Raw genomic sequence first — 17,808 nt, forward strand, 5'->3', positions numbered from 1 at the left:
CATGCTTTTTCAGGTAGCCCCAATCCAACCCAATAGAAAGAACCCCCATGAAACCCTACCGCGTATTGATTTTCGATTGGGACGGCACCTTGGCCGATTCCACCGCCCAAATTGTGAGCCGCGTACAAACCTCGTTCCGCGAATTCGGTCGCACGCCGCCGGGCGAAGCCGCCATCCGAGACATCATCGGCCTTGGCCTGCACGACGCACTGCGCCGCCTCTGCCCCGATTTGAACGACGCACAAATTGCCGAAGTCGGCCGGGTGTACCAAACCGACCGATTCCACCACAGCCCCCCCGATATTCTATTCGACCGCGCCTACGATGTTTTGCATCGGCTACAGCAGCACTACTGGCTCGCCGTCGCCACTGGCCGCAGCCGGCGCAAACTCGACACCGGGCTGGCAGATACCAACACCCAAAGCCTCTTCTTCGCCACCCGCACCGCCGACGAATGCGCCTCCAAGCCCCAGCCCGACATGGTGTTCTCCATTTGCAACGAGCTCGGCGTGCACCCCCGCGAAGCCCTGGTGATCGGCGACACCACCCACGATTTGCAGATGGCGGCCAACGCCCGCAGCCCCGCCGTATCCGTTACCACTGGCGCCCACACCCCCGCGCAGTTGCAAACCGTGCCCCACCTGGCCATGCTCGACGGGCTCGCCAGCCTGGCTGATTGGCTGGAAGCATAAAGGCTACCTGAAAGCGTGAGCTTCAACGAAGTTAAAACCAGCGAAGCGAGTTTCGCTAAAACGGTAAGCTGCCACACAGTGAAAGCAGGCAAAGCAAATTTCGCCAAAACGCCGGTTCGGGCAGGGATGCCACGCGAAGGCAGCCGGCGGGCAGTTGCGCTGCTTGGGCGGCGAGCTGGAGGGGCTGGGTGGTGAGGCGGCGCAGGGCTTCGCTGGCGGGGATGTTGTCGATTTTGTTGAAGTTTGCCGTGTCGTTGTTGCTCTTGTGGTCGTATACGTTTGCGGTGCCGTTGGCGAGGAAGGTGTAGCTGTTTTCGCCTTTGAGGATGATGCTGCGGTCGTAGATTTGGATTTGTTGCAGGCGGCCGTCTTTGCCGTAGGTGTATTGCAGGCCGTGCCGGCTGCAGGCGCTTGGGTTTCTGGCGCAGCTTTCGGGGTTGGCGAGGGGGGAGATGTGGAGGAAGGATACGGTGTTGTTGAAGCCTGAAATAGTCCCCGCAGGCGAAGCGGGACGGGCAGGCTTTGTCTGCTTCGGGCAGAAACGAGGAAGGGGCGAAGCTGGAATGGCGTTGTATTCGGCCGGAAGGGGAGTATTGGGTGTGTGCGGCCGGAGGCGATGCGGCGTCGCGGGATGGGCTTTTGCGCGAGCTGTTTTTCCGCGATTAGGCGGTATGCGGGCATGGGCAGGTGCGGCGGCTTCTGCTATACTGCGCACACTCCTGTTTTGCGGGTATCGTCTAATGGTAAGGCACCGGCTTCCCAAGCCGACTATGCGGGTTCGATTCCCGTTACCCGCTCCATTTGTCCCACGCTGTTTGGCGTGGGATTTTTGTTGGCGTTTTCAGGTAGCCTTCGTTCTGCGTGTGAGGCTACCTGAAAAATGATTTCGGCGAGGGGCGGGCGGTTTGCGGCATGGCTGGCATAAAACTTGTTTTATTTGCTGTTAATTTTTGCTAAACTGCGGCCTTCGTTTTGCATACATAAATTTACTTTTGGAGGCAACATGGGCTTTTTTGCTCAACATATGCAGTTTTTCATCCAGTTTGCCGTGGTGCTGCTGTGCATTTTGGCCGGCGCGCGCGTGGGCGGCATCGGCCTGGGTGTGTTTGGCGGCGTGGGTTTGGCGGTGCTGTCGTTCGGCTTCGGCCTGGAGCCCACCAGCCCGCCGATTGATGTGATGCTGATGATTATGGCGGTGGTGTCGGCTGCGGCAGCCATGCAGGCGGCGGGCGGTTTGGACTATATGATTAAAATCGCTACCCGTGTGCTGCACAAAAATCCGAAATACATCACCTTTATCGCGCCGATGGTTACTTATAGCTTCACCGTGCTGGCCGGCACGGGGCATGTGGCGTATTCGGTGCTGCCGGTGATTGCGGAAGTGAGCCGCAAAAACGGCATCCGCCCGGAGCGGCCGCTTTCGATGGCGGTGATTGCTTCGCAGTTTGCCATTATTGCCAGTCCGATTGCGGCGGCGGTGGTGGCTTGCGTGAGCTATTTGGAGCCGCAGCACATCACGATGGCGGACGTGCTGAAAGTGAGCATTCCTTCCACGGTGTTGGGCATCGGCATTGCCTGCGTGCTGGTGAACAAAATGGGCAAGGAGCTGAAAGACGACCCGGAATACCAGCGCCGCCCGCAAGACCCGGCCTACCGCAAGCTGTATGAGGCGGAAACGGCGGTAGCGGATACGGAAGTGGGCGCCAAGGCTAAGATTTCGGTGGGGATTTTCTTGTTTGCCGCCATTTTGGTGGTGTTGCTCGGCGCGCTGCCTTCGCTGCGCCCGGTGTTTAACGACAAGCCGATGGGCATGGCGCACACGATTGAAATCGTGATGCTGGCCGCGGCGGCGCTGATTATCGTCACCTGCAAGCCGGACGGCAACGCGATTACGCAGGGCTCGGTGTTTCATGCCGGTATGCGCGCGGTGATTGCCGTGTTTGGCGTGGCCTGGCTGGGCGATACGCTGATGCACGGGCATTTGGACGAGGTGAAAATGGCGGTATCGGGCTTGGTGGAAAGCGCGCCTTGGGCATTTACCTTTGCGCTGTTTGTGCTTTCCGTGCTGGTAAACAGCCAGGGGGCGACGGTGGCCACGCTGTTTCCGGTGGCGATTGCGCTGGGCGTGTCCGCGCCGATTATCATCGGCACGTTTGTGGCGGTGAACGGCTATTTCTTTATCCCGAACTACGGCCCGATTATTGCGGCCATCGATTTCGACAGCACGGGCACCACGAAAATCGGCAAGTATATTTTCAACCACAGCTTCATGCTGCCCGGGCTTTTGAGCATGGGCTTCAGCCTGGTGCTGGGGCTGATGTTTGCCAAAATGTTTTTGGGTTGAACGGTTCGTCCGTTTGAGAAACCGCCCGGGCTTCGGCTCGGGCGGTTTGATTTTGGGGAGGAAGAGGCTACCTGAAAAACGGTGGGGATATTTTCAGGTAGCCTGAAACCAGGTTTTTCTGGTTTCGGCATGATGAGATACGGCGGCAGTTGCAAAGCCAAGGCAGGCCGATTGGCCCGTGGGCGCGAAAGGCTACCTGAAAATTTTAGCTTCGCAGAAACTCGCGTTGCTCGTTTTAACTGCGTTGAAGCTCACGCTTTCAGGTAGCCTTTTGGTTTGGCCGTGTGCTTTATGCCGCGGCTTCGCTTTTACTCAGAGTGATGCCGGTGAAGCCGAACACGAGGGTGAGCAGCAGGCTGAGGTAGCAGAAGAAGGCATAGGGTAGGTAGTCGATCACGGCCACGCCCAGCGCGTGGTGGATAAACACGCCGCACACGCTCCAGGGCACCAGCGGGTTGGTTACCGTGCCGGCGTCTTCCACGGTACGGGCGAGGTTGCGAGGATGCAGGCCGAGCCGTTGGTATACCGGTTTGAAGGTGTTGCCGGCCAGGAGCAGGCTGAGGTATTGCTCGCCGATGAGCACGTTTACGCCCAGCGAGGTGGCGGCCACGGTGAAGGTGGCGCGGCCGGCGTTCACCAGCATGTGGCTGATGCCGGAGAGCAGGGCGGGCAGGATGCCCAGGGCGTTGAGCAGGCCGCCGAGGCTGAGGGCGAGGATAACGATGGTTTGCGTGAAAAACATGCTGCTGATGCCGCCGCGTGAAATCAGTTTGCCCACGTCGCCCAAATCGCTGCCTTCGGGCGCTTGGTAGCCGTTGAAGAAGTAGCCGCCGAGCTGCTCAATGCTGGGGCTGCTGTGCAGATAGGTGAGGGCGAGCGCCACCAGGATGGTGAGGATGATGGTGTAGATGGCGTTCACACGGCGCAGGGCGAGGGTGATGAGCACGGCGAAAGGCAGCAGGGTGTAGCCGTGCACCAGGCCGCTGGCATGAAGCTGGGTTTTGAAGGCGGCCACCATGCCGAGGTCGGCATTGGCGGTGTGGCCGGAGAGCAGCCACAGCAACACGGCGGTGATGAGCCAGGCGGGCACGGTGGTGTACATCATATTGCGGATGTGGTCGAAGAGGTCGATGCCCACGATGGAGGCGGCGATGCTGGTGGTGTCGGAGAAGGGCGACATCTTATCGCCGAAAAACGCGCCGGACACCACCGCCCCAGCCACCACGGCCGGATTGGCGCCCAGCGCCGTGCCCATGCCGATAAAGGCCACGCCCAGGGTGGCACAAGTGGTGAGGCTGCTGCCGATGGCCACGCCCACCAGTGAAGTGAGCACGAAGGCGGAAAGATAGAAAATACGCGGCGAAATCAGCTCGAAGCCGTAATACATCAGCGTGGGAATCGAACCCGCCATCATCAGCGCGGACACCAGCAAGCCGATGAAGAAAAAGAGATAAATCGCGCCGATGCCCGAGAGCACGCCGCGCGCCATGCTCAGCTGCATTTGGCCGAATTCCAGCCCCTTGCTTTTGCCGAACACCAAGAGCGTGCACAACACCAAAATCACCGACAAATGCGGCACCCAGCCAAACTGAATCATGGTGATACCCATCACGGCCACCACCAGCGCGGCAATCACCGCCGCCTCGCGCGGGCGCATTTCCAACAAGGCTTCTTTTGCTTCTTTCACTTCAGTTTCCTCTAATTTTGCATTGGCAGTTTGTGCCACAATTTTTGTAAAGAAGCCGCCAAACTATCATTTTCCGCCCGCCAAGGCAATCTCGGCGTGGGAAACACCCGATTCAAACAGGCAGGAATTTGCTCGATTTGTGTTTTAGGTTACCTGAAAACGGTTTGGAATCATATTGAAAACAGAGTTTGTGGAATAAAATTGCAAAAATATGGATAAAATATAAAACAAATGGCGCATAGCGTTTTGAGTCAACACTTGCAACAAGCCCGCCCTATTCGGCTAAAATACGTCCCAACCGAAAGGCTACCTGAAAACCAAGCGCCCAATCCGTTTTCACTAAGCGTGGAAGCCGGCGTTTTCAGGTAGCCTCAACTATTCTATAAACCATCGTGCCCAACAAAGGACCACCCAAATGCCCGACTACCGCTCCAAAACCTCCACCCACGGCCGCAACATGGCGGGTGCGCGTTCGCTCTGGCGCGCCACCGGCGTCAAAGACGAAGACTTCGGCAAACCCATTATCGCCATCGCCAACTCCTTCACCCAGTTCGTACCCGGCCATGTGCACCTGCACAACATGGGCCAGCTCGTTGCCCGCGAAATCGAAAAAGCCGGCGCAATTGCCAAAGAATTCAACACCATCGCCATCGATGACGGCATCGCCATGGGGCACAGCGGCATGCTCTACTCCCTGCCCAGCCGCGATTTGATTGCCGATTCCGTGGAGTACATGGTGAACGCCCATTGCGCCGACGCACTGGTGTGCATCTCCAACTGCGACAAAATCACCCCTGGAATGTTGATGGCCGCCATGCGCCTCAATATCCCAACCATCTTCGTCTCCGGCGGGCCGATGGAGGCGGGCAGAGTGGTCGGTGCTATCAATATTGCCGCCGACCGCCGTTTGGATTTGATTGACGCTATGATTGATGCGGCAGACGACAACGTATCCGATGCCGCTGTGAGCGAAATCGAACAAAACGCCTGCCCCACCTGCGGCTCATGTTCAGGCATGTTTACCGCCAACTCCATGAACTGCCTCACCGAAGTGCTCGGCTTGTCGTTGCCCGGCAACGGCTCGCTGGTGGCCACCCACGCAGGGCGCAAAGAGCTGTTTCTCGAAGCAGGGCGCATGATTGTAGACATCACCCGCCGCTACTACGAGCAAAACGACCACACCGTGCTGCCCCGCAGCATCGCCACCAAAGCCGCCTTTGAAAACGCCATGAACCTCGACATCGCCATGGGCGGCAGCACCAACACCATCCTGCACCTGCTCGCCGTCGCCCAAGAAGCCGGCGTGGACTTCAAAATGGCCGACATCGACCGCCTCAGCCGCGTCGTGCCCTGCCTGTGCAAAACCGCGCCCAATAACTACGACTACTACATGGAAGACGTGCACCGCGCCGGCGGCATCATGGCCATTTTGAAACAGCTCGACCAAATCGGCAAACTCGACACCCGCGTCTCCACTATTCATTCAGGCAGCCTGAAAGAAGCCATCCAACGCTGGGACATCGAAAACCCCGCCAATACCGAAGCCATCGAACGCTTCAAAGCCGCACCCGGCGGCATCCGCACCACCCAAGCCTTCTCGCAAAACCGCCAATGGAAAACGCTCGACCTCGACCGGGCCAACGGCTGCATCCGCGACGCCGCCCACGCCTACTCCCAAGACGGCGGCTTGGCCGTACTCTTCGGCAACATCGCCGAACGCGGCTGCGTGGTCAAAACCGCAGGCGTGGACGAAAGCATCTGGCAGTTCACCGGCCGCGCCCGCGTGTTTGAAAGCCAGGAAGCCGCCGTAGAAGGCATTTTGGGCAACCAAATCGTCGCCGGCGACATCGTCATCATCCGCTACGAAGGCCCCAAAGGCGGCCCGGGGATGCAGGAAATGCTCTACCCCACCAGCTACCTGAAATCCAAAGGCCTCGGCAAAGCCTGCGCCCTGCTCACAGACGGACGCTTCTCCGGCGGCACATCCGGTTTAAGCATCGGGCACGCCTCCCCCGAAGCCGCCGAAGGCGGCGCAATCGGTCTCGTACACGAAGGCGATACCATTGAAATCGACATCCCCAACCGCCGCATCCACCTCGCCATATCAGACGAAGAACTCGCCCGCCGCCGCGCCGAAATGGAAGCACGCGGCAGCCAAGCCTGGAAGCCGGAAAACCGCGACCGCCACGTCTCCCAAGCCCTGCGCGCCTACGGCCTCATGGCCACCTCGGCCGACCGGGGCGCGGTAAGGGATGTGAGCCAGATTGAGCGTTGATTGACGGCGCAGCCGTGCACCGTTTTTGCTCCACAGAAGCGGACACCGCTGCTTTAGTTGCGTAGAAACTCGCTTTGCCCGTTTCAACTGTGTTGAAGCTGCATTTTCAGGTAGCCTGTATCACCATGCAGGCTACCTGAAACTTTATTTCGGCCAGTATTTTAGGTATGATGGCTGTATGTAAAGAAATGTTTGTGGGTAGCCGATTAACTGAGGAGGTGTCTTATGTTTTCTTCCGTATCACGTTGGCAGCCTTCCGCTATGGCTTTGCTGGCAGCGTTCTCTTTATCTGCGGTAGCGCAAACTGATCCGCATATGCAGCCGGACAATCGGGTAAACCTGCGCGCGCAGCCCACCACGCAAAGCGGGATATTGGTGCAACTAGATCGCAACGAGAAATTCGCAATTTTGGGCCGACAGGGAAACTGGTATCACGTGCAGCGCCGGCACAGCGGCTACATAGAAGGCTATATTCACAAGAGCCAGGTGGTGCACCTGCTGCACAGCTATATCGTGAGCAGCCGCGACGGCTACGCCAATGTGCGCGAAGCCTATAAAAGCGGCGTTTATATGGACGAGCCGCCGATTGCCCAACTGCGCAGGGGTACGCGGGTGTGGGTGTATCCTGAGCAGAGCATGGGCAGCTGGCTGTTTGTGACCGAGCCGGTGATGGGCTTTGTGCACAAAAGCCAGTTGCAGCGCGAAAATTGAGAAGCAAGGCCGCACCGCATTTTCAGGTAGCCTGTGTTGCCATGCAGGCTCAGGCTACCTGAAATTTATCCGGCACATATCAGCCATCATGATGGCAGATAATGCCGCCAGATTTTCCCAACCCCGTATAGGAGCAAGCCCATGATTTCTTCCCCAACCATCCGAACCGCCGCCCTCAGCGCCGTGCTGCTGGCAGCTTCCGCTTCCGCTGTCGCCGGTGCCGACACCGACAGCTGCGTCCTGCCCAGCCCCGCTTCTGTCTCCACCTATCTGGTTACCGACGGCGATGAAACCGTAAACATTCGCGCCCAGCCCACCACCCGCGCCGACATCCTTGCCGTGTGTGACAACTTGGGCGAGGTCGCCATCCTCGGCAAAAATGGCGCGTGGTACCGTGTGCAGCTGGCTTTGCGCCCGTACCAGCCGCAAGATCGGCGCCTCATCGATGGCTATGTGCACCAAAGCCAGGTTAGCCTGCGCCACGTTTATATCGTGCACAGCGCCGACGGCACGGCCAACCTGCGCATGAATGCCAACATCCGCGCCGAAATACAGCAACGCATCCCCAACGGCACCACTCTGATCGAGCGCCCCGCCAATCGCAGAGGTGATTGGCTTTATGTGGGTGTGCAAGGCAGAGGCGGCGACACTTATGGCTATGTACACAAAAGTCAGATAAGGCCGAAAGCCGTGCGTTAACGGTGCGGAAATTTTCAGGTAGCCTCCGGCAGCCCGCAGAGGCTACCTGAAAAAAGTAGGCCGGGTATGCAGGCCGAATGTTTTCCACACCATACGCAGGATTGTCGAGCATGAATGCCCGGGCGACTGCGGCATGCAAAAAGGCTACCTGAAAACTATTTTTCAGGTAGCCTTTACTATGCCCGGTTCAAACCGGTTTCAAAGCAATTACTGCTTCATCGCGTTCACCAGTGAGCTGACGTTGTGGCGGAACATCTGCTCGTAGGTGGCGGCGGGGGCGCCGCGGCTGAGGGCGTCGGAGTAGAGCTTGCCGTTTACGCGGATGCCCGTTTCGCGGGAAATGCGTTCCACCATGCGCGAATCTTTGATGTTTTCGCTAAAGGCGGCGCGGATGTTTTGGCTGCGGATTTGGCGGATGAGTGCGGAAACCTGGCGGGCGGAGGGCTCGGCTTCGGTGCTCACGCCTTGCGGGGCGATGAATTCCACGCGGTAGCGTTTGCCCAGGTAGTTGAAGGCGTCATGCCCGGTGAGCACTTTGCGGCGGGCGGCGGGCACGCTGTTGAATTGGGTTTGCGCCCATTGGTGCATGGCGTCGAGGCGGCCTTGGTAGTTGGTGAGGCGTTGCTGATAATAGGCGCGGCCTTGGGGATCGACCCGGATGAGGGCGTCGGCTACGTTTTGGGCGTAGGTTTTCATCAGCACGGGGTCGTTCCATACGTGGGGGTCGAATTCGCCGTGGTGGTGGTGATCGTGGCCGTGATGGCCGTGATCGTGGTCATGGTCGTCGTGCTCTTCGGCTTTCATCGGGCGGATGTTTTTGGTGGCTTCGGCAAAGGGGGTGCCGCTTTGGCGGATGCCGCGCATCACGGCGGCCTGCTCGAAGCCGAGGCCGTTTACCAGCACGAGCTTGGCGTTGCGGATGCGGTGCATGTCGCGGCTGGTGAGGTTGTAGGCGTGGGCGTCTTGGTCGGGGCCGACTAGGCTGCTCACGTTCACGCGCTCGCCGCCCACCTGCTTGGCCACGTCGCCCAGAATGCTGAAGCTGGACACGACTTCCAGCGGCGCGGCATAGAGGCTGCCGGAGAAGAGGGCGGCGATGAGGCCGAGTTTCCAATGTTTCAATTTCATCTTTTGCTCCTTTTGATTGGCTTGTATCAACGAGCCGTTTGGCTCTTCCTTGAGGCTACCTGAAAATTTTCAGGTAGCCTTTAAAGCTGGTTGGGTGCAGTTGGGCACAGCAAACCTCACACCCGCAAATGCCGCCCGCGCCACCATTTCGGCAGCATCCCGCCCTCGCGCCCGATAAACAGCGACACCGCATACACGCCGCCCAAACACAAAATAATCGCCGGCCCCGAAGGGATGTCCACATGGTAGGAAAACAGCAGCCCGCAGAAGCTGCACGCGAGCGCAATCAGCACCGCGAGCGCAATCAGCCCGCCCATACTGCGCGCCCACAGCCGCGCCGTAATCGCCGGCAGCATCATCACCCCCACCGACATCAGCGTGCCGATGGCCTGAAAGCCCGCCACCAAGTTCAGCACCACCAGCATCAGAAACAGCACATGCCACAGCCCGCCGCGCCCGTTTACCGCGCGCAGGAAGAGCGGGTCGATGCTCTCCAGCATCAGCGGGCGGTAGATCACCGCCAGCATCAGCACCGACACCGCGCTCACGCACAGCACCAGAATCAGCGAAGGCGTGTCCACCGCCAGCACCGAGCCGAACAACAGGTGCAGCAAATCCACATTGCTGCCGTAGCTGCTCACCAGCACCACGCCCAAGGCCAGGCTGGCCAGATAAAACGCGGCAAAGTTTGCGTCTTCCTTCAAATTCGTGTGCCGGCTCACTAGGCCGGCGAGCAGCGCCATCGCCAGCCCGGCGGCAAAACCGCCCAGGCTCATCGCCGGCAGGCTGAGCGAACCGGCGGCAATATAGCCCGCCGCCGCGCCGGGCAGCACCGCATGGCCGAGCGCGTCGCCCACCAAGCTCATGCGCCGCATCACCAAAAACACGCCCACCGGCGCCGCGCCCACGGCCAAAAACAGCACGGAGGCGAGCGCATAGCGCATGAAATCGTCGTCAAAGGGTTCGATGAGGAGCTGGGATAGGGTCATGGTGTGTGTTTGGCTCAAGTGAGTGGTGGGAATGGGCGGCGGTGTCAGTTTTCAGGTAGCCTTTAATGCTGGCGGCTTGGGTTGATTGTTAGTTAAAAACGCAAACCACATATCATCTTCCGCTGCATTGGAGAAAATATCCGGATATTTCCCTCCAAAAATATAGTGGGCGATAAATTCGTTGAATGGGCAGCTTATCGGCTTATCTACTTCAAAATTGATCTGCCCGGAACGGATGTCGGCAAATATCGGCGCATACAAAACCTGGCCGATTTCATACACCGCCCCTTTAAGGCGTTCTTCAACGCGGTATTGCCTATCCAAAATCTCTGCCGTGCTCCAAAGCACAATATCCCCAAACGAGCCGCCATTGCATATTGCCAGGAAATTTTGGTGCTCTTGAATCAGCAGCTGTTTCAATGGATGAGGAATATCGCGCGCGCCATCGGGGATGTCTGCAATCAATGCGGCTTCGGGTAAGCTGTTTAGCTTGGTTCGATAATGGTTTACTAATTCTGCTGATGTCATCATTTTCTGTTGGTTGGGGCTGCCCTTGAATATGCGGCATGATGTTCGATTCGGTTTTCAGGTAGCCTGTTTGGCGGGCGGGCTGTCATTGGCAGTGATTACGCCTTCGCCCACGGCGGTGCCGCCTTCCATAATCCAAAATTCTGTGCCGGGGCGCAGGGCGGAATAATCCACGCGGCCGGGGTAGAGATAATCCAGCCCGGCTTGCAGCGGTTTGCCTAGCCGGCTGTGCTCAAACTCGGCAAACACGATGCCGAACATTTGGCGGCTGCCTTTGGGCGCGAAGTGTGGGCGGTAGCCTGCGGCGGGAAAGTGCGGCCGGCTGCGGATGCGCTGCGGAAAAGCTCCAGCGGGGAAATCTTCGCTGCGGTTTTGGAAAAAAATCACTCGGGCGGCAAACATGGGCTACCTGAAAATAGGCTACCTGAAAACCTAGGCTTCGCACCATTCGCGGCTGTCGGCATGGCGGTGCATGGCGTGGGCGGCCTGTTTCAGGTAGCCTTCGGTGAGCACGTCTGCGGTGGCGCCGCTGGCGATTTTTTCGCGCGCAATCAGGAAGGTGTGGGGGAAATAGGCGCGCACCTGCTCATAATCGTGCAGCACGGCAATCACGGCGCGGCCTTCGTCTTGGTGGCATTGGCGCAATACGTCGAGCAGCTCGTAGGTGGTGCGCGCGTCCACGGCGTTGAAGGGCTCGTCGAGCAGCAGGAATTTGGCGTTTTGCACCAGCATGCGGGCGAGCAGCACGCGTTGGAACTGGCCGTTGGAAAGCTGCCCGATGCCGCGGCGGGCGAAGTCGGCCATGCCCACGCGTTCGAGCGCGGCGTGCACCCGTTCGCGCTGGGCGGGCTTGACGCCGCCGAAAAAGCCGATTTCATACCACAAGCCCATGGCGGCCAGCTCATACACGGAAATAGGCTGGCTACGGTCGATGTCGGACTGCTGCGGCAAATAGGCGATGTCGCGGCGCTCGAGGCCTTGCCAGTGCACGGCGCCAGTGCTGGTTTTCAGCAGGCCCATGATGGCTTTGAGCAGGGTGGATTTGCCCGCGCCGTTGGGGCCGAACACCGCCCACATGCTGCCGGGTGCGAATTCACCGCAAATGTGGTGCACGGCGGGGTGGCGGCGGTAGCTCACGGTGAGGTTGTCGAACACGATGCTCATAGCGCGGCGCCCGTCCAGGCGAATACGCCCAGCATCAGGGCGATGAGTGCGGCCGCCAAAAGCAGGCGGCGGGGGAGGCTGTCGAGTAACCAGGAGTGCATAGCGGTGGCCGTGTTATGTTGTAACGGGCGGCATGATACTCTATAACATGTGCTTTATCCATAGCCAAGGCTACCTGAAAATCCGGATATACCCTGCCGCCAAAGGGCGGATGCCGCGCCATGAAGTGCCAATCTGCTGTTCGGATAAAGAAAATACTTGCCTAGGCAGAGCTTTCCAAGTTTAATAGGCAAAATTTGATTTGGCGGAAACCGCGCTCCGCCCCCAAGGAAGGAATAACGATGAAAAAACTGCTTCTGGTTTCGCTGTGTGCCGGATTGCTGGCCGGCTGCGGCGGCGCACAGGAAAACAACAACGCCTCGGCGCCTGCCGCCGACAGCGCCAAGGTGCTCAATCTCTACAACTGGGCGGATTATGTCGATCCCGCCACGCTCACCGAGTTCACCAAGCAAACCGGCATCACCGTGCGCTCCGCCTATTACGACAACAACGAAACCCTCGAAGCCAAAATGCTCAGCGGCAGCAGCGGCTACGATTTGGTGGTGCCCTCCATTGCCAACGTCGGCCGCCAGATACAGGCCGGCGCCTACCAGCCCATCGACAAAAGCCAAATCCCCAACTACGGCAACCTCGACCCGCACCTGCTCAAGCTGATGGAGCAGGTGGATCCCGGCAACAAATACGCCGTGCCCTATTTCTGGGGCATCAACACCCTCGCCATCAACATCCAAATGGTGCAGAAAGCCCTGGGCGGCGCCCCTCTGCCCGAAAACCCCTGGGATTTGGTGTTCAACCCGCAATACACCGCCAAGCTCAAATCTTGCGGCATTTCCTATTTCGACAGCCCGCTCGAGCAATACCCATTGGCACTCAGCTACTTAGGCAAAGACCCCAACAGCACCCAGCCCGAAGACCTGCAAGCAGCCACCGACCTCATGCGCGCTGTGCGCAAAGACATCCGCCTCTTCACCGGCGCCACCTACATCAACGACCTGGCCGCCGGCAACCTTTGCGTGGCCATCGGCTACGGCGGCGACCTCAACATCGCCCGCAACCGCGCCATCGAAGCCGGCAACGGCATCGACATCCAAGTGCTCGTGCCCAAAACCGGGCTGGCCGTGTGGATTGATTCCCTGATGATCCCCAAAGACGCGCACCACCCCGCCAACGCCCTCAAATATATTAACCACACCCTAGACCCCAAAGTGGCCGCCGCCAACGGCAGCTTCGTCACCTACGCTCCCGCCAGCCAGCCCGCGCGTGAGCTGATGCCCGAGAAATACCGCAACGACCAATCCATCTTCCCCAGCGAAGAAGCCATGGCCAACAGCTACGTCATCCTGCCCAAAGACGCGCACACCAGCCGCCTGATGACCCAGCTTTACCAAAGGCTGATGGCGATTAAATAAAGCGTTTGTCCGATTGCGCTAAAGGCTACCTGAAAAATAGTTTTCAGGTAGCCTTTTTGTGTGCGGCGTTAGTGCGGATAGGGGGTGAACAATAGGTTAATGAGGACGTGATGGAGGTGTTTAGCAGTTTACTGAGACATAGGTAGGGAGAAAGAACATCGCTGGCTGCCTTTTTCGTTAGCTTGGAGTATGATGGCAGAGTGTTTGATTGTGTTAAGGAGATGGAGAATGAAGAGGTTGCTTGCTTTGTTGTTCTTGTGTGTATCCCTGCCTGCCTTGGCTTATGAGTACAAGTATGGAGAATGGGTAGCATTTACTGGGAAATTACAGACGATGCGCGGGGGCTGGATGGCTATTGTGTTGGATAAGCCGATAACTGTTGTGCCGAAACCCGGGGATGATGATGGTATAGACACGCCGGAAACAGGCGTGAGGATAATGCAGTTGGCTATGTCATCTCCCGAGCATTTCCGGCAGTATCGGCAGTTCAAAGGCAGAATGGCGCGGGTACAGTGTGAAACGCTGTTCCATTCACATACTGCGCACCATCAAACACCGGTATTGTGTAGTGTGGCTCGGATTTCTGCGCCGGATAGGCCGTAGGATAGGAGATAATGAAGAAGCTTGAATGTGTACAGATTGAATGGTTTGATTTTAGCTTCACAGAAACTGCGCTTTATTTTCAGGTAGCCTTTATTTGAGGCTACCTGAAAATTTTTGAGCTTAGGGGAAAGCCGTCTGCATTTGATGTGGGCGGTTTTCAGGTAGCCTGCCCGGCCAGTACGGCGGCGATGAGTTCTTGCGCGCCATCGTCGGCGAGCTTTTTGGCCACGGCGCGGCCGAGGGTGTCGGCGTATTCGCTCGGGGCTTGGGCTTGGGCGCGCAGGATAACGGAGCCGTCGGGGTGGCCAACGAGGCCGTGCAGGGTGAGCAGGCCGGCTTGGTCGGTGCAGTAGGCGGCCAGCGGCACTTGGCAGCTGCCGCCGAGCGCGCGGGCGAGGGCGCGTTCGGCGGTGACGCAGGCGGCGGTTTGGGCTTGGTTGAGCGGGGCGAGCAGGGGCATGAGCTCGCGGCGGTGGGCGGCGATTTCGATGCCGAGCGCGCCTTGGCCGGCTTCGGCCAGGATGATGGCGGCGTAGTCGCCGTGGTCGAGCTTGGCGAGGCGGGTTTGCACGTTGCCGCGCAGGGGGGGCGACCTGAAGCCGGGGAAAGCGGGCGCGCAGCTGGGCTTCGCGGCGCAGGCTGGAGGTGCCGACAATGGCGCCGTCGGGCAGGTCTTCCAGCCGTTGGTAGTTGTTGGACACGAAGGCGTCGAAGGGGCTTTCGCGCTCGCAGATGGCGGCCAGGGCAAAGCCTTCGGGCAAGGCCATGGGCACGTCTTTGATGGAGTGCACGGCGAGGTCGGCGCGGCCGTCGGCCAGGGCTTGTTCGAGCTCTTTCACAAACAGGCCTTTGCCGCCGATTTTGGAGAGGGTTTTATCGAGGATGCGATCGCCCTGGGTGGTGATGCCGAGGATGGATACCTCGCAGCCGGGGTAGAGGGTGCGCAGGCGGGATTGGATATGTTCGGCCTGCCACATGGCCAGGGCGCTTTCGCGGCTGGCGATAACGAGTCGGTTCGGAGTCATTCTGGGGAAAACGGAGGTTGCAAATGGCGGGCAGTCTATCACGAAACGGGCGGCGGTTTCGGATTTGCTTGGCGCTGGCTATAATGTTTCCACCATTGAAAGGCTACCTGAAAGGCCGCATGCCATGAAACGCCACCCGCTGCTGATTCCGCTGTCGCAAGACCATCATCATTCGCTGGCCATGTGCGCCCGCATCCTGCGCGACCCCGCCGCCGACCACCGCGCCGATTTCCTCGGCCACCAAGCCGACCTGCTGGCGCACTTTGCCGAAGAAGAACGGCTGTTTGCACCGTGGTGGGGCAAGCTGGCGCAAACGGCCATGCGGCAGCGCTTTGAAAGCGATCACGCGCTGCTGCGCCAAATGCTGGCCGCGCCCGAGCTGGACAATCCGGATTGGCTGAAAAACTTTGCCGAAACCCTGCGCGGCCATGCGCGATTTGAAGAGCGGGAGCTGTTTCAGGCTTTGCAGGAGGTGTTGCCGGAAGAAGAGGCTACCTGAAAAACCAAGCCGCGGGCATTTTGTTCGCGGCTTGATTTTTCAGGTAGCCCCTAAAGCTCACATCTTGGCAATCCCCACGCTTTCGCGCACATAAAGCCCAGGCTCGCGCACCAATTTGGCGATAAAGTCGGCGATGCTGCACTTGGAAACCTGGCTGCCTTGGAACGGTTCGCCTTTTAGCGTCAGGCGGTAGTTGATTTCTTTGGCACAGGTAAACCAGGCGTGGCGGATAAGGGTGTAGTCCAAATCCGAAGCTTCGATCACGGCCGCGCTTTGACGGTAGGGCTCCCAAATCGCGCCGTGGCTTTCGCCCGTTTCGCCGTAAATTCCCATCGAGCTAATCCACACCAGCCGCTTCACGCCCGCCGCGTGCATGGCGCGCACGGTGTTTCGCGCCATCTCTTGGAGGCTACCTGAAAGATTGGCGTAAACCAGCGTTTTGCCCTGCATGGCGGCGGTTAGCGTGCCGGTGTCCATCACGTCGCCTTCAACGATTTGCACGCGGCCGCCCGCCATGTGTTGCAGGCGCTTTGCATGGCGCAAAAACAGGGTGAGCTCGGCATCGGTTTCGTCTAAAAGCACGGGGATCACGCTGCGCGCCAAACCGCCGTTTGCGCCGAGGATTAAAACATGCTGCATGGTGTTGTGGCTCCTGGGTTGGTTGGGATAAGTGCATTATAGGCGGCGCCTGTGTGCTTGATTAGCCGGTGATTTTTGATTAGGCTTATGAGCGGATTTCATGAAACCGGTATTCGGAGCAATCAGTATTCGGAGCAATCAAATGAAAGAAAACCTCAACGACCTGCGCGCCTTTGTTACCGTGGCGCAGGCGGGCAGCTTTACCAAAGCCGCGCAACAAGTGGGCGTGTCGCAATCGGCCTTGAGCCACACCATACGCGGCATGGAAAGCCGTTTGAAAGTCAAGCTGCTCCAGCGTACCACCCGCAGCGTTTCCACCACCGAAGCGGGCGAGCGGCTGTTTCAAAAACTGCTGCCGCTGTTTGACGGCATCGACAGCGCGATGAACGATTTGGGCGAAACCGACGGCGAAGTGCGCGGCAGATTGCGGATTAACGGCACGGAGCACGTGTTCAACGTCGTCCTGCGCGACAAATTCATGCGATTTATGCAGTAATATCCGCTGGTGTCTTTGGAGCTGGTTGGCGAAACCCGCTTTTCCGACATCGTGGCCGAACGCTTCGACGCGGGCATCCGCTTGGGCGATGATGTGCAAAAAGACATGATTGCCGTGCGCGTGTCGCCCGATATGCAGATGTGCGCCGTTGCCGCCCCGGGCTACCTGAAAATATATGGCACGCCCAAAACGCCGTTTGAGCTGACTGAACACCAATGCATCAGCCTGTCTTTGTCTTCCGGCGGCACGCTTGCTTGGGAATTCCTCGACCCGATTACCGGCAAAACCGCCAAAATCCGCCCGCAAGGCCGCTTCACCGCCAACGCCTCGCCCGTGTTGGTTTCCGCCGCCCAAGCAGGCATCGGCATCGCGTGGACGCCTAAAGACATGGTGGCAAAAGAACTCGCCGACGGCAGCCTCACCGAAATCCTGGCCGACTGGCGCATGAGCTACACGGGCTACCATCTCTACTATTCCGACCGGCGGGCAGATTCGCCGCTCTTCGGGGCTTTGGTAAAGTGTTTGAAAGAATAAGGAGAAGGGTGGGGAAAGAATAGAAAGGCTACCTGAAAACTTAGCGCAGCGGAGTTTCTGCGAAACTAAAATCGGGTAGCCATAATGCAAAATAAAACAGCCCGAAAAATCGGGCTGTTTTTGCTTGATGGTGACAATGAGACTTGAATTAATGATTTAATTCATTGTTTATAATATATTTTATTTTAATGTTATGTTGATATACCCCCAAATATACCCCCATTTTGCACAAGTCAAAACTTTTCCCCTGCCTCGCGCGCGCGATGCCCGCATTCCGAAGGTGCAAATTCTGCAGGTTGGGGCATTGCATGGGATTGATGTTTCAA

The 17,808-nt window shown here is 58.5% G+C and carries 18 protein-coding genes, 1 tRNA gene and 1 pseudogene; 11 read left to right on the forward strand and 9 right to left on the reverse strand.

The window, feature by feature from the left end:
- The first annotated feature begins 47 nt into the window (after nucleotides 1-47).
- A complete protein-coding gene (locus A7P95_RS02520) occupies nucleotides 48-692 on the forward strand; it encodes an HAD-IA family hydrolase (protein ID WP_067590668.1) in 645 nt (214 codons plus the stop codon).
- 55 nt (nucleotides 693-747) lie between these two features.
- Here the strand turns inward: A7P95_RS02520 and A7P95_RS02525 are convergent, their stop codons facing one another.
- The gene (locus A7P95_RS02525) at nucleotides 748-1,407 is read right to left on the reverse strand and encodes a hypothetical protein (RefSeq protein WP_067590671.1); all 660 of its coding nucleotides are present in this window, start codon (nucleotides 1,405-1,407) and stop codon (nucleotides 748-750) included.
- An 11-nt stretch (nucleotides 1,408-1,418) separates the two neighbouring features.
- On the opposite strand from A7P95_RS02525, the gene A7P95_RS02530 reads away from it, so the two are divergent.
- Nucleotides 1,419-1,492, forward strand: a tRNA-Gly gene (locus tag A7P95_RS02530).
- Between the two features lie 224 nt (nucleotides 1,493-1,716).
- Nucleotides 1,717-3,036: an anaerobic C4-dicarboxylate transporter gene (locus A7P95_RS02535; RefSeq protein WP_067590736.1), complete on the forward strand. Its 1,320-nt coding sequence runs from the start codon at nucleotides 1,717-1,719 to the stop codon at nucleotides 3,034-3,036.
- A 289-nt stretch (nucleotides 3,037-3,325) separates the two neighbouring features.
- Here A7P95_RS02535 and nhaC read toward each other — a convergent pair whose 3' ends face one another.
- Complete coding sequence (nhaC, locus tag A7P95_RS02540) at nucleotides 3,326-4,693, reverse strand: Na+/H+ antiporter NhaC (RefSeq protein WP_067590740.1); 1,368 nt, start codon at nucleotides 4,691-4,693, stop codon at nucleotides 3,326-3,328.
- Between the two features lie 445 nt (nucleotides 4,694-5,138).
- On the opposite strand from nhaC, the gene ilvD reads away from it, so the two are divergent.
- The 3 genes from ilvD to A7P95_RS02555 all read left to right on the forward strand — a co-directional run bounded on the left by ilvD (nucleotide 5,139) and on the right by A7P95_RS02555 (nucleotide 8,408).
- Nucleotides 5,139-6,998: a dihydroxy-acid dehydratase gene (ilvD, locus tag A7P95_RS02545; protein ID WP_067590674.1), complete on the forward strand. Its 1,860-nt coding sequence runs from the start codon at nucleotides 5,139-5,141 to the stop codon at nucleotides 6,996-6,998.
- Nucleotides 6,999-7,313: 315 nt separating this feature from the next.
- Nucleotides 7,314-7,709 (forward strand): SH3 domain-containing protein, encoded by a 396-nt coding sequence (locus A7P95_RS02550; protein WP_067590676.1) that lies wholly within the window; start codon nucleotides 7,314-7,316, stop codon nucleotides 7,707-7,709.
- Between the two features lie 141 nt (nucleotides 7,710-7,850).
- The gene (locus A7P95_RS02555) at nucleotides 7,851-8,408 is read left to right on the forward strand and encodes an SH3 domain-containing protein (RefSeq protein WP_067590678.1); all 558 of its coding nucleotides are present in this window, start codon (nucleotides 7,851-7,853) and stop codon (nucleotides 8,406-8,408) included.
- Between the two features lie 207 nt (nucleotides 8,409-8,615).
- Here the strand turns inward: A7P95_RS02555 and A7P95_RS02560 are convergent, their stop codons facing one another.
- The 5 genes from A7P95_RS02560 to A7P95_RS02580 form a co-directional block, all read right to left on the reverse strand.
- Nucleotides 8,616-9,530: a metal ABC transporter solute-binding protein, Zn/Mn family gene (locus A7P95_RS02560; RefSeq protein ID WP_179945888.1), complete on the reverse strand. Its 915-nt coding sequence runs from the start codon at nucleotides 9,528-9,530 to the stop codon at nucleotides 8,616-8,618.
- A gap of 122 nt (nucleotides 9,531-9,652) precedes the next feature.
- Nucleotides 9,653-10,525: a metal ABC transporter permease gene (locus tag A7P95_RS02565; protein WP_067590681.1), complete on the reverse strand. Its 873-nt coding sequence runs from the start codon at nucleotides 10,523-10,525 to the stop codon at nucleotides 9,653-9,655.
- Nucleotides 10,526-10,576: 51 nt separating this feature from the next.
- Complete coding sequence (locus A7P95_RS02570; protein ID WP_156503473.1) at nucleotides 10,577-11,056, reverse strand: hypothetical protein; 480 nt, start codon at nucleotides 11,054-11,056, stop codon at nucleotides 10,577-10,579.
- Between the two features lie 54 nt (nucleotides 11,057-11,110).
- Nucleotides 11,111-11,455, reverse strand: coding sequence for a hypothetical protein (locus tag A7P95_RS02575; protein ID WP_067590686.1), 345 nt, complete (start codon nucleotides 11,453-11,455; stop codon nucleotides 11,111-11,113).
- Nucleotides 11,456-11,485: 30 nt separating this feature from the next.
- Entirely contained in the window at nucleotides 11,486-12,217 is a 732-nt protein-coding gene (locus tag A7P95_RS02580) for a metal ABC transporter ATP-binding protein (RefSeq protein WP_067590688.1), read from the reverse strand.
- A gap of 341 nt (nucleotides 12,218-12,558) precedes the next feature.
- Between A7P95_RS02580 and A7P95_RS02585 the strand changes: the two genes are divergently transcribed.
- Both A7P95_RS02585 and A7P95_RS02590 read left to right on the forward strand, forming a co-directional pair.
- Entirely contained in the window at nucleotides 12,559-13,686 is a 1,128-nt protein-coding gene (locus A7P95_RS02585) for a polyamine ABC transporter substrate-binding protein (protein ID WP_067590690.1), read from the forward strand.
- A 228-nt stretch (nucleotides 13,687-13,914) separates the two neighbouring features.
- Nucleotides 13,915-14,289: a DUF4431 domain-containing protein gene (locus A7P95_RS02590; RefSeq protein WP_067590694.1), complete on the forward strand. Its 375-nt coding sequence runs from the start codon at nucleotides 13,915-13,917 to the stop codon at nucleotides 14,287-14,289.
- A 157-nt stretch (nucleotides 14,290-14,446) separates the two neighbouring features.
- Here A7P95_RS02590 and hemC read toward each other — a convergent pair.
- Nucleotides 14,447-15,314, reverse strand: a pseudogene (hemC, locus tag A7P95_RS02595) (hydroxymethylbilane synthase).
- A gap of 124 nt (nucleotides 15,315-15,438) precedes the next feature.
- Between hemC and A7P95_RS02600 the strand changes: the two are divergent.
- The gene (locus A7P95_RS02600) at nucleotides 15,439-15,813 is read left to right on the forward strand and encodes a hemerythrin domain-containing protein (protein WP_067590697.1); all 375 of its coding nucleotides are present in this window, start codon (nucleotides 15,439-15,441) and stop codon (nucleotides 15,811-15,813) included.
- 57 nt (nucleotides 15,814-15,870) lie between these two features.
- Here the strand turns inward: A7P95_RS02600 and A7P95_RS02605 are convergent, their stop codons facing one another.
- Nucleotides 15,871-16,452 (reverse strand): NAD(P)H-binding protein, encoded by a 582-nt coding sequence (locus A7P95_RS02605; protein WP_067590700.1) that lies wholly within the window; start codon nucleotides 16,450-16,452, stop codon nucleotides 15,871-15,873.
- A gap of 142 nt (nucleotides 16,453-16,594) precedes the next feature.
- On the opposite strand from A7P95_RS02605, the gene A7P95_RS11995 reads away from it, so the two are divergent.
- Nucleotides 16,595-16,948, forward strand: coding sequence for a LysR family transcriptional regulator (locus A7P95_RS11995; RefSeq protein ID WP_218916347.1), 354 nt, complete (start codon nucleotides 16,595-16,597; stop codon nucleotides 16,946-16,948).
- A 9-nt stretch (nucleotides 16,949-16,957) separates the two neighbouring features.
- Nucleotides 16,958-17,482: a LysR substrate-binding domain-containing protein gene (locus tag A7P95_RS12000; RefSeq protein WP_218916348.1), complete on the forward strand. Its 525-nt coding sequence runs from the start codon at nucleotides 16,958-16,960 to the stop codon at nucleotides 17,480-17,482.
- The last annotated feature ends 326 nt before the right edge of the window (nucleotides 17,483-17,808 follow it).

Source organism: Eikenella longinqua (genome assembly GCF_001648355.1).
Taxonomy (GTDB): domain Bacteria; phylum Pseudomonadota; class Gammaproteobacteria; order Burkholderiales; family Neisseriaceae; genus Eikenella; species Eikenella longinqua.